The sequence below is a fragment of the Vibrio sp. 10N.261.54.E10 genome (genome assembly GCF_002877735.2).
Taxonomy (GTDB): Bacteria; Pseudomonadota; Gammaproteobacteria; order Enterobacterales; family Vibrionaceae; genus Vibrio; species Vibrio crassostreae_C.
Genome location: NZ_MCXE02000002.1, coordinates 397,519 through 408,901, shown reverse-complemented (window position 1 = coordinate 408,901; position 11,383 = coordinate 397,519). Strand labels below are relative to the sequence as shown.

Sequence of the window (11,383 nt, the reverse complement as noted above, 5' to 3'; positions counted from 1 at the left end):
TAGATGTACAGTCTATAAAAGGAAGTTTAGATTGGTAGAACAAAAAGACAGCTGGCTAGCTTGTGTTGAGTGGTTGTGTGAGCATTTTAATGTTCGCAGTCACCCTTCCAAAATAGAGTCTGGCCTACCTTTAAATGAAGGCAGGCTCAATGAATCCCTTTTTCCAAGAGCGATTGAGAAATCGGGGTTAACGCTGAGCCACGTTAAAAAAGAATTATTGAATCAATGTCAGTTCCCTGTTGTTGCTGTTGAGTCCGCGACAGGGTCTCCTCTTGTCGTAACCCAAAGCTCCGTTGGCGACTTTCAAGTATTGAATTGTGAATCCAACTTAAGCCAACAAATTCTCCTTAAAGACTTAGTCATTAAAGTGGATGCATTTGTTTGGCAAGTGGGTGCTCAAGCGCTTGATGACGCCCGTGTTCAGGCACATGAGCGCAATGACAGTAAATCCAACACCCGTTGGTTGTGGCGGGTGGTCAAAGAAGTGAAGCCTTGGTATCGCGATCTGTTTATCGCTTCGTTCTTGATCAACGTGCTTGCGCTAGTGGTTCCGTTATTTACCATGAATGTGTACGACCGTGTTGTGCCAAACCAAGCGTTTAACACGCTTTGGGTATTAGCAGCAGGCGTTGGTATCGTTGTTATTTTTGATTGGGTATTGAGAAGCTCACGAAGCTCTGTGACTGATATGGCTGGGCGCTATATTGATAACAAGTTGTCTTCTCAGCTGTTCTCGAAAGTCCTTGGTATGAAGCTCGAAAATCGACCTCAATCGGTAGGCGCATTTGCCAGACAGCTTCAAGACTTCGATAGCGTGAAAGATTTCTTCACTTCTATCTCGTTAGTCACTTTAGTCGATCTGCCATTCACTTTGTTATTCCTACTGCTTATCGGCTGGCTCGGTGGCGCAATGATGTTCATACCTGTCGCGATCATGCTTGTTTTGATTGTGCTGAGCATCGCGATGAAAGGCAAGGTCGAGAAAACATTCGATGAAACCGCACGTCTCTCGACACAAAGACAAGCCCAGCTGTTTGATTGCTTAACAATCCTTCCGGATATCAAGCAAAACAATGCTGAGGGTATTACCCAGAAGCGTTGGGAACAGACGATTTCGTCGCTCTCTCAATGGCAGACTCAATCTCGTCATTACTCCAATATCGTGACGCACTCTATTCAGTCCAGTCAGCAGATCGTTACCATCACTCTGATCATCTTCGGCGTGTATCAGATCTCTGAAGGCTTGCTGAGTATGGGTGGTTTGATAGCCGTTGTGATGTTGAGTGGGCGCGCTGCAAGTTCGGTGAACCAGCTTTCTCTTCTATTGCTGAGGTTCCAGCAAACACGTTCGGCCGTTGAAGGGCTGAATCAGATTATGGAGCTACCTCAGGAAGAGTCCAAACACCAAGTTATCGACAAAGGAGACTTTGATGGTGGGGTTAGGTTAGATGAAGTGACGTTTACTTATCCAGAGACTCAAAGCCCTGCATTAAAGGAGATTTCCCTAGAGATCAAACCGGGTGAGCGAGTTGGTCTTGTCGGTGCGGCAGGCGCGGGTAAAACAACTCTACTATCGATTGTTGCGCGCCAGTATTTGCCAACAACAGGACAAGCTTTCTATCAAGAAATCGATGGGCAATTATGGCCAACCAGCGTTCTGCGTAGTGGCATGGGTTGGGTAGGGCAAACCACTAATCTTATCTTTGGTAGTGTTTACGACAACGTCACATTAGGTGCGACTAACGTTGATGAAGAAAAGCTAAGACAAGCGCTGCAACAGTCAGGGCTCAACGGTTATATGGGGCGCTTGAGCAACGGCTTAGAAACGCCAGTCGGCGAGGGTGGTCGATTGCTTTCAGGAGGCCAACGACAAGCTGTGGCAATAGCGAGAGCATTGTATCGCTGTCCAAAACTATTGATTATGGATGAACCTACTAGTGCTCTAGATAATCAAGCTGAGATACAGTTCTTCAATGCACTTCAAAGTATGCCAAGAGAAACTTCAATGCTGATCAGCTCACACAAATCTTCATTCTTGATGATGTGTGACCGAGTGGTTGTGTTGGATAAAGGTCAAATCGTAGCTGAGGGTGAGCCAAAAGATATCCTCTCTCTACAGAAGAAAAGTGTACCCAAAGGGGCGAGTCGATTTAAGACGGTTTCAGTGGTGAAGGGAGGCCGTCATGAGTAATGATATTCAATGGACCAACAACCACTTAGCATTCCGCTCTCGAAAGCTGATTTGGTTGAGTGCTCTACTCATTGTATCAATTATCGGTTGGGCTACGTGGGCAACATTAGAAGAAGTCGTGATCGGTGAAGGTAAAGTCGTTCCAAGTCTTTCGGTGCAAACCATTCAGAGCTTAGAAGGTGGACTGGTTCAAGAGATCATGGTGCGACAAGGCCAATCTGTAGTGAAGGGGCAACCTCTAGCTAAGTTAGAAGACACACGTTTTAAGGCGGCGTTTTTAGAGTCGGCTCAACAAGCGGATACCTTGCTTGCTCAGCAATTAAGATTAAAGGCTGAGCTGTCGACGGTCGTTTTAAATAACGATGCGAAAGAGTGGTATGAGCGAGTGGTCTTGGTGCCTCAAGATATTGCGGTTGATGTATCAAGCCACCCTGCGTTAATGAATGCCAAGGCGAACTACCGAGAACGTTTAGGACAGTTGAAGTCTGAACTGGAAGAGGCGGCACTTCGTATCGAGCAACAAGACCAAGCTCGTGTCGATACGTTTAACAATATCCAGACTCTTGAAAGCAGCCTCGAGATTGTGATTCGTGAGCGCAACATGCTGAAAGACGTGGTAGCGAGCGGTGCTGTTGCGGAAGTTGAGCTACTTAAACTCAACCGTGATGTAGTCAAACTCAAAGGTGATATTGCTAGCTCAAAAGTAGCAGCGCAGAAGCAGATAGCTGCCTACTCAGAGTCGATAGCGGATCATCGAAGTATCGCTTTAGATTTTCGTACCAAAGTACAAGGCCAACTGAACGAAGTTGCCAGCAAAATAGCGCAATTGAATGAAAGCCAACAGGCGATAGCCGACCAACTCAAGCGTACTGAAATTGTCGCGCCCGTTGATGGCACAGTCAAAGAGATCTTTGTGCGTACCATTGGTGGTGTAGTTCGTCCCGGCGAGCCGATCATTGAGATCATTCCATCAAACAGTGACCTGATTGTTGAAGCGAGAATCTCTCCGCAAGATATTGCGTTTGTTCATAACGGGTTAGGTGCAACAGTGAAATTCACGGCCTACGATTTCGTCATTTATGGCGGACTTAAAGGCGAGGTGATTTACGTGAGTGCCGACGCCTTACAAACGGAAGACGGAAACGCCTATTATCGTGCCCATATTCAGTTAAACGAAGACCAGCAACAAAACTCTGCCTTTAGCATTATCCCAGGGATGCAAGTCGCGGTCGATATATTAACCGGAGAGAAAACAGTATTGAGTTATTGGTTAAAACCTATTTTACGAGCTAAGGAAAACTCACTTCGTGAACGATGAAGTGGGTTAAAGCATAAATATAAAAGGAAGTGTAATGCATTCAAAATTCTTACTCTCTTCTTGCTTGCTAATGAGTGGGCTGTCTCAAGCAGCTTCATTAGAAGAGTCCGTGGCCTTTGCCATCGACTATAGCCCAGAGATATTGGCGCAATACTCCCGATACCAATCGGTGGTCAGAGACGGAGACGCGGCGAGTGGTTTGTATATGCCGCAAGTGAACTTGTACGCGGCAGCAGGTTATGAAGAAACGCGCTACAACAGTGGTAGCAAACTTGATACCGATGATCGAGGCCTAACGAGAACGGAAATTGGCGTTAAAGTATCCCAGTTACTATTTGATGGTTTTAAAACCACATCGAATGTCGATCGACTGACGTTCGAAGCAGAAGCTGAGCGTCTAACTCTGATTTCGCGAGCTGAAAACGTATCGTTAGATGTGGTGAGAAATTACCTCGATATCCTAAAAGCAGAGACGCTACTTGAATTGTCTAAGCGTAATGTAAAAGAGCACCAAGAGATCTATCAAGATATCCAAGATAAAAAGAGCAAAGGCTTGAGTAGCAACTCGGATCTGGCTCAAATCTCCGCCCGTGTCGCGACCGCGCAGTCTTCACTTATCGCCGCTCAGAACAACCTGTTTGATTTGCAAACTCAGTATCTACGCTTGGTTGGCAAACCTGCGGTGAACTTGGTTTACCCCCGGTTTGATTACGCTCTATTACCAAGCTCAGCACAGGTCGCACTTGAACAAGCTGTCGAGAATCACCCTGAAATCAAAGCCTCTTTGCTTGATATCGACGCGGCTCGTAAAGAGATGCGCCGCGAGAAAGGGGATTACTACCCAGAACTAAAACTTGAGCTTCATGCCAATAAGAATGACAACGTATCTAACCCGCCAGGCGGTGTCGATGAAGATGCACGTATCATGTTGACGATGGATTATGACCTGTTTAATGGCTTCTCTACCGACTCCAGGGTTGAATCGTCAGCTTGGCGAGTGGAAGAGGCAAGGGCGATCCGATTACGAACAGAGCGTGAGGTTCGAGAAGGTACACAACTGGCTTGGAACGCTTACAAAATGCTTGAGCAGCAAAAATCCTTACTTCAACAGAATGTTGATGCAGCGAAAATTGCAGAGCTTGGCTATATCCAGCAATTCAATGTTGGCAGACGAAGCCTTCTTGATGTACTGGATGCAAAAGTAGAAGTGTTTTTGGCTCGAAGAAACTTCATCAGCACTGAATATGATCAAACGTTAGCGGCTTATCGAGTGTTAAATGCGATGGGTATGTTGACGTATGCGTTGAGGATTGAACATCCAGAAGAGTGGCAAGGGGAGAATAAGTAATGAGATATTTTAAACTAGCGCTACTTAGCTCTATCTTGCTAATGGGATGTGCAGAAACGCCTGATACGACAATGACACGCCACCAAATTGATGACTTAGCGGATAATGACCGAGATGGTGTGATTAACCAGCGAGATCTATGTGCCGATACGCCAGAAGGTGTAACGGTAGACATTAAAGGGTGTGCCAATTGGAAAATTGTCGAAGACGTTGAAGTATTAAGTGTGGCATTTGATTTTGATAAGTATGACCTTAAACCTGATCATACCGCTGTATTAAATGAGTTGGTGCGTTTACTAGGAGAGCAGCCTGATGCTTCGGTTACCTTGGTCGGAGATACCAGTGCTGAAGGTACAAACGTGTATAACAAAGCATTGGCCAAGAAAAGAACGGGCGTGATTCGAGACGCATTGATTGATAGAGGCATCAATGGTGAGCGAATCTTTGAACAAGAGTTTACTCAGATAACCAGCTTGACTCAGCATCTTCACAAGCGTAAGCGTAGAACGATCGCGGTGATTAAAACAGAAAGCATGGAAGTGAACCCATCTTGGAACATCTTCACTTCAGAAATGCAGCTCGATAGTAATAGCGATGTTGAGTCTAAAACGTCGATTGATCCAGTAGGAGGCCAGTAATGAAATGTCTAGCTAATAAATCGGGCTTGCTGCTTGCTGCTGTACCTGCGTTGTTCTCTGTATCGACATTTGCGAATGATGCCAGTGACATTGGTTTGGTCGCGATTGAGCCGAATATGCAGGGGCTTGTAGAAGATCTGCTTAAGAGCCAAGAGATCGACTTAGAAATCTTGTTGAGTGACAGCGTCCCAGAACAGATGATCATGCAGCGCTCGCGTGTTGGTATCACTTCCAAAAAGTGGACTGACAAAGAGATGGCAAGGTTTGATATGCGTTACGGTTATAGGCCAACAGAGCTGATGTTTACCGCTGACGTGATTGCGATTCTAGCCAATGAAAATAACCCTGCGACATCAATCACCGTCGCTGAATTAATTGATGTGTTTGGTTGTTCTAACGATCCTAAACATCCAAAATGGTCAGCAAGTAGTGATATTCGTAACGGTGAAAGCCTAGATACTCATATGTTGCCCTTTGCCATTGATCACAACCTGAAAGGCCATACTACCTTTTCAAGTTGGGTCGAATGTGGAACAGAAGGAGAATATGCCCATACTCAGTTCTTAGCGGATTTACCTGATCTGATTAATAAGATTGAAGACGAAGATGCCGCCATTGGTTACACCGTTTACTCAGATCAGATCTCTGATGTGAAATGGTTGAGCGTGGTTGATAACCTAGGTGTGAACTACGACCTAAACAAAGAAACGATCCTCTCTGGTCGTTACCCGTTAGCTACGGTTTATTACATGTACTTGAATATTCCAGCGCATCGCAAAGGCTTTACGGAACAAGAGGAGTTTTTTGTTGGGCTTACCTTGTCACAAGATCATCAAGTCGTTTTGAACCAATACGGCTTCATCAGCTTGCCGCCAGAAGCTATTCAACGTAACAAAGTCAGATTGTCGCTTGAAGAGCCTGCTATTGAAGGTGGCTACAAGTAATGGGTATGTTATGTTGTAACTGTTGTGGGAGAGTGATATTCTCTCTTTCGTAATGGTTCTCAACGTGACGGATTACGTTATTCGGTGATGAAATTATCTAGCGGGCATGTATGCCCGTTTTTTTTTCGCCTAAAATTTGCGACTCGAGCAGTTGTTTGTCGTTTGGTCACGTATAATGGACACTTCATATAGCGCTAAATAAGCCCAGTCGATGAAAATCTTTCAAGTTCTAATCTTGCCTCTAATGCTGTCCCTCAATGCTATTTCATTTTCAGCGCAAGCAACCGAAAGCTGGTGGCTAAGAACAGTATTTAACAGCAGCCCAAGTCTGCCGAATTCTCAAAACTATATTAATGATATCGAGTTGATGGATTGTGGTGAGATCGAAGGTACTTTGTTGTGCAGTGACTTAACCCAATATTACGACCTGGATGTGTATGTTGAACTGGAGTTGGGGGACTCAAGTGTCGAAACGGTTCGCTTAAACCTGCCATATTCGGACCTAAGTTACACAAAGCTTCAGGCATACCTTCGCCAAGATGGCTTTGCTCTCAGTTCAATTCGTATTGGTGAAGATGAATTCGATGTTACAGCTCAACTCGAACAAGCTCGAAATGAAGGTGTTGGTTTCGATAAGGTGGATAAACAGCTGGTCGAATTCATCAACGCGCCTCACGGTTCAGCAGAGCAACTGAGTGTGTGGAATGTGCCTAGCTTATCTTCTTCTAGCTCTACTTCTCCTTGGATTCAGTTACAGAGTGATGGTGACAACTTAACGGTTGAACTTAATCGTTTTTAATTGCTCAAATTTATAGATAGTTTCGTTATTTATTAGGCTAAACAAGCCTTTCAGGAGAACGGCTCGCGGGCAGACAGCAAGTTATAATTCATTTAAGTGTTCGTTTTTCTGCGGCTCTCACATTTTTAATAAGCGTTTAGCTTTGCCATTTGTTATACGTTGAGCCTTCGGTAAAACGAGCTTAGGATACGTTCAGTATTGATAAAGGAGACAACCCATGGTTGCAAGAGTAACGATAGCGCCACAAGGCCCAGAACTTTCTGAGCTGGTGCAAGGATACTGGCGTACAGCAGAGTGGGGCATGACCCCGCAACAACGCCTGACTTTCCTGAAGCAACATATTGATCTTGGCATCACAACTGTTGATCACGCGGATATTTACGGTAACTACCAATGTGAAAAGTTGTTTGGTGAGGCGTTAGCGCTTGAACCAAGCCTTCGTGATGATATTCAAATCGTCACCAAGTGCGATATCAACCTATGTGGTGACCACACTCCAGATCGTAAGATCAATCACTATGACACCAGCGCGCAGCATATTTACCAATCAGTAAATAACTCATTAGAGCACTTAGGTGTTAACGATATCGATGTATTGTTGATTCACCGCCCTGACGTGTTAATGGATGCCGATGAAGTAGCAGAAGCGTTCGCAGAGCTACACAAAGTAGGTAAAGTTAAGCACTTCGGTGTTTCTAACTTTTCACCGCGTCAGTTCGAACTGCTTCAATCTCGACTCGGTAAGCCGTTAGTGACCAACCAAGTTGAAATCAACCCATTGAACTTCGAAGTGGCTCATGATGGCACGCTAGATCAACTGCAGATGAACCGCATTCGCCCGATGGCGTGGTCTTGTCTCGGTGGTGGTAGCATCTTCAGTGGTGATTCAGCGCAAGCGGTTCGCGTTCGTGATGAGCTAGAGGCGATTCGTCAAGAAGTCGGTGCAGACAGCATTGATCAAGTGATTTACGCTTGGGTTCGTCGTTTACCATCTAGTCCAATTGCAATTATTGGTTCTGGTAAGATTGAGCGTGTGAAGACGGCCGTTGATGCACTGAAAATCGAGCTGACGCGCGAACAGTGGTATCGCGTATGGGTGGCATCTAAAGGTCACGGTGTGCCATAGAAAGCAATTCGTATAGAAGTCAAAGCCAGCTAAGTAAGCTGGCTTTTTTGTGTTCGCCTAACATGTTTCTCCAAAACTGTGATTAAGGTGGAATAATTTTCAAAAACACTCATAATGCACTCTGTTTTTCACCAGTTGGATATTTCCATTGAGCACTTCAAAATTCTCTTCAATCGCCCTTAAACCAGAGCTTCTAAATACGTTAGATTCTCTTGGTTATACTGAAATGACGCCGATCCAAGCGTTAAGTCTTCCTACTATCCTAAATGGCAAGGACGTTATCGGTCAGGGTAAAACGGGTTCAGGTAAAACAGCTGCTTTCGGTTTAGGCGTGCTGCAGAACCTACGCGTTAAGCGTTTCCGTGTTCAGTCTTTAGTGTTATGTCCGACTCGTGAGCTTGCAGACCAAGTAGCAAAAGAGATTCGTACTCTTGCTCGTGGTATTCACAACATTAAAGTGCTGACACTATGTGGCGGTATGCCAATGGGCCCACAGATTGGTTCACTAGAGCATGGCGCACACATTCTTGTGGGCACACCTGGTCGTATTCTTGATCACCTAGAGAAAGGCCGCATTGACCTGTCTGAGCTGAACACACTTGTGTTAGATGAAGCGGATCGCATGCTAGAGATGGGTTTCCAAGACGCTTTGGATGCTGTGATTGAAGCGGCGCCAAAAGAACGCCAAACTCTGCTATTCAGTGCGACTTTCCCTAAACAGATCAAATCTGTTGCAGACCGCATTATGCGCAATCCAGAAATGGTGAAGGTTGAATCAACACACGATCACTCAAGCATCCAACAACACTTCTACAAGTTAGAAGGTTCTGAAGCTCGTGATGACGCTCTAGAGTTGCTGTTACTTCATCACCAACCGGAGTCTGCGGTTGTGTTCTGTAACACTAAGAAAGAAGTGCAGAACGTAAACGATGAGCTAAGCCACCGCGGTTTCAGTGTTATCGAACTTCATGGTGACATGGAACAGCGTGAACGTGACCAAGCTTTGGTTCAGTTCTCAAACAAAACCATCTCGATTCTAGTGGCGACAGACGTTGCGGCTCGCGGTCTTGATGTTGATAACCTAGATGCTGTGTTCAACTTTGAATTGTCTCGCGACCCTGAAGTTCACGTACACCGTATTGGTCGTACTGGCCGTGCAGGAAGCAAAGGCGTAGCGATCAGCTTTTTTAGTGAAAAAGAGATGTACCGTGTTGCTCAAATTGATGAGTACATGGACATGCCAATCGAGCCATCTGAACTGCCAGCAAAACCAATTGCTAAGCCGTACTACTCAAACATGGTTACCATCCAAATTGATGGCGGTAAGAAAGCTAAGCTTCGTGCTGGTGATATTCTTGGCGCACTGACGGGCCAAGGCGGCATTGATGGTAAATCAGTAGGTAAGATCAATCTGTTTGCAATGCGTGCTTACGTAGCGGTAGAAAGATCTGTGGCTAAAAAAGCACTGAACAAAATCGAATCAGGTAAAATGAAGGGTCGTCAATTCCGCGCCCGAATCCTGAAGTAATTCGAGACTGAATCCCTTTGCTGCGATATGTCTAATTAACGACATTGCTAATTAATGGCATTGCAGTAAAGGGTGTTCCACAAAATGCCACTTAAGTTTCTTATCTTAGGTTTATCGACCTAGTCCTCTATACCAAAGCATTATTCATCGGGTCTTATCGAATAAAGATCGTTGATATGTTTTCCTTCGCTAAGATACCAAGTCATCGCTTCCTGTCGATTGTGAACCAATATCGTGATTGTGGTTATTGAACCATCATCAAAATAACAAAGCTCATATTCTAAATCGCTTGGATGATCAGGAATAGCGGCCATAGCTTCCCTCCCAAATATCAATCATTTTAAATACGTCAACCCAACTCATTTATAGGGTTCGTATCACGTCAAATGAGTAATAAAATCAAGTCACATCACTGCCATTAATTATTTTTAGTTTAATCATTTGCCTAAATAGCTAGATTAGCAAGTTTGGGTCTCAATTTATCTCAAAGTTCTTACGACCACTGTTTATTAAGACTACTTTTATAAGAGCTAGAATTAGCGTTATAAAAACTGGGCTAACCTTAAAGGGATGAGTTAATCGGTTTGTGGCTTTGTTGAATGTCGTGAGAGGGTAGAATGAGAAAGTGCCGGTGGTTAGTTTTAGTGATCTGTTTTCTATTTACTGGGTGCGGGACCAAGTTCGCCTATAACAATATAGGTTGGTTTGTCGTTAGCTATATAGAAGATTTTGTTTCCCTCTCAAATAGCCAAGAATCAGAGCTTGAAGAGCGATTAGATATATTACAGAAATGGCATAAAGAAACTCAGCTACCTCTGTACATCTCGCAATTAGAAGCGATTCAAAACGTAGATCGGTCGGATATGAATCCCGCTTTTATTGTGGGCCAAAGTGAACAAACGAAAGAGCATATTCGCACAATCGTCAATAAGTTCGCTCCAGATATTTACGCCTTGAGTATGCAGCTTAGCCCTAAGCAAGACAGGGAGTTTTTAAAGAACTTTCGTGAAAAGCAGCAAGACTATTATGAAGAAAGGTTGTCGTTGAACGATGACGATTCGAGAGAGCGATACCGAAACAGAATAGAAGAGCGTGCAGAACGGTGGTTAGGTTCAGTATCGAAAGAACAAAAACAGATTATTTTGGCTTGGTCTAAAGAGTGGGTAAATACCAATAGCAGTTGGCGACAATATCAAAACAACATCTATGAAGAGCTAACGACGCTGATGGCAAAGAAGAGCGACCTACATATTGCTCAGCCAATTATTATGAAGTTGCTTTTAAACAATGAAGCTTATTATCCTGCTGAACTTGAGCCGCAGCTTAACCAAAATATGGAAACATCAGCCAAGTTTTTAGTAGATATGGCCGCGACCAGCAGTAACAAGCAGTGGGCGTATTTTATGAATGAGTTAGAAAGCCTCAAAGGAACGTTGGAGTCATTGCAAGAGTAGAGCGTTCTTTTTAAAGGCTAGCGGTCATTATCGAGCT

General features: G+C 44.5%; 10 protein-coding genes. 9 read left to right on the top strand and 1 reads right to left on the bottom strand.

The annotated features are described in order from the left end of the window. Positions 1–31: 31 nt before the first annotated feature. From BCU07_RS13065 to dbpA, 8 genes are all read left to right on the top strand, one after another. A complete protein-coding gene (locus tag BCU07_RS13065) occupies positions 32–2,191 on the top strand; it encodes a type I secretion system permease/ATPase (protein WP_102427996.1) in 2,160 nt (719 codons plus the stop codon). After that, positions 2,184–3,509, top strand: coding sequence for an HlyD family type I secretion periplasmic adaptor subunit (locus BCU07_RS13060; RefSeq protein WP_017059471.1), 1,326 nt, complete (start codon positions 2,184–2,186; stop codon positions 3,507–3,509). Before BCU07_RS13065 ends, BCU07_RS13060 begins: the two co-directional genes overlap by 8 nt. 34 nt (positions 3,510–3,543) lie before the next feature. Next, on the top strand, positions 3,544–4,857 hold the full coding sequence (locus BCU07_RS13055) for a TolC family outer membrane protein (protein ID WP_017059472.1): 1,314 nt from the start codon (positions 3,544–3,546) through the stop codon (positions 4,855–4,857). Beyond that, entirely contained in the window at positions 4,857–5,495 is a 639-nt protein-coding gene (locus tag BCU07_RS13050; protein ID WP_017059473.1) for an OmpA family protein, read from the top strand. Before BCU07_RS13055 ends, BCU07_RS13050 begins: the two co-directional genes overlap by 1 nt. Then, on the top strand, positions 5,495–6,439 hold the full coding sequence (locus tag BCU07_RS13045; RefSeq protein ID WP_017059474.1) for a PstS family phosphate ABC transporter substrate-binding protein: 945 nt from the start codon (positions 5,495–5,497) through the stop codon (positions 6,437–6,439). The genes BCU07_RS13050 and BCU07_RS13045 overlap by 1 nt, the downstream gene beginning before the upstream one ends. 211 nt (positions 6,440–6,650) lie before the next feature. Then, positions 6,651–7,238, top strand: a complete 588-nt coding sequence (locus BCU07_RS13040) for a hypothetical protein (RefSeq protein WP_017071598.1) — start codon at positions 6,651–6,653, stop codon at positions 7,236–7,238. Positions 7,239–7,455: 217 nt separating this feature from the next. Then, positions 7,456–8,364 carry an aldo/keto reductase gene (locus BCU07_RS13035; RefSeq protein WP_017064347.1) on the top strand — a complete coding sequence of 303 codons (909 nt, stop codon included), beginning with the start codon at positions 7,456–7,458 and terminating at the stop codon, positions 8,362–8,364. A gap of 148 nt (positions 8,365–8,512) precedes the next feature. Beyond that, positions 8,513–9,892: an ATP-dependent RNA helicase DbpA gene (gene dbpA / locus BCU07_RS13030; RefSeq protein WP_017064348.1), complete on the top strand. Its 1,380-nt coding sequence runs from the start codon at positions 8,513–8,515 to the stop codon at positions 9,890–9,892. Positions 9,893–10,032: 140 nt separating this feature from the next. Here the strand turns inward: dbpA and BCU07_RS13025 are convergent, their stop codons facing one another. Then, positions 10,033–10,206: a hypothetical protein gene (locus tag BCU07_RS13025; RefSeq protein ID WP_017064349.1), complete on the bottom strand. Its 174-nt coding sequence runs from the start codon at positions 10,204–10,206 to the stop codon at positions 10,033–10,035. Positions 10,207–10,509: 303 nt separating this feature from the next. Here BCU07_RS13025 and BCU07_RS13020 point away from each other — a divergent pair, with 303 nt between their 5' ends. Further along, the gene (locus tag BCU07_RS13020; protein ID WP_102320724.1) at positions 10,510–11,346 is read left to right on the top strand and encodes a DUF6279 family lipoprotein; all 837 of its coding nucleotides are present in this window, start codon (positions 10,510–10,512) and stop codon (positions 11,344–11,346) included. Positions 11,347–11,383 lie beyond the last annotated feature (37 nt).

Bases quoted from the DNA above. Each gene is read 5' to 3' on its own strand.
- BCU07_RS13060 (WP_017059471.1), top strand. From the start codon at position 2,184: ATGAGTAATGATATTCAATGGACCAACAACCACTTAGCATTCCGCTCT.
- BCU07_RS13055 (WP_017059472.1), top strand. From the start codon at position 3,544: ATGCATTCAAAATTCTTACTCTCTTCTTGCTTGCTAATGAGTGGGCTG.
- BCU07_RS13050 (WP_017059473.1), top strand. From the start codon at position 4,857: ATGAGATATTTTAAACTAGCGCTACTTAGCTCTATCTTGCTAATGGGA.
- BCU07_RS13045 (WP_017059474.1), top strand. From the start codon at position 5,495: ATGAAATGTCTAGCTAATAAATCGGGCTTGCTGCTTGCTGCTGTACCT.
- BCU07_RS13040 (WP_017071598.1), top strand. From the start codon at position 6,651: ATGAAAATCTTTCAAGTTCTAATCTTGCCTCTAATGCTGTCCCTCAAT.
- BCU07_RS13035 (WP_017064347.1), top strand. From the start codon at position 7,456: ATGGTTGCAAGAGTAACGATAGCGCCACAAGGCCCAGAACTTTCTGAG.
- BCU07_RS13025 (WP_017064349.1), bottom strand. From the start codon at position 10,206: ATGGCCGCTATTCCTGATCATCCAAGCGATTTAGAATATGAGCTTTGT.
- BCU07_RS13020 (WP_102320724.1), top strand. From the start codon at position 10,510: ATGAGAAAGTGCCGGTGGTTAGTTTTAGTGATCTGTTTTCTATTTACT.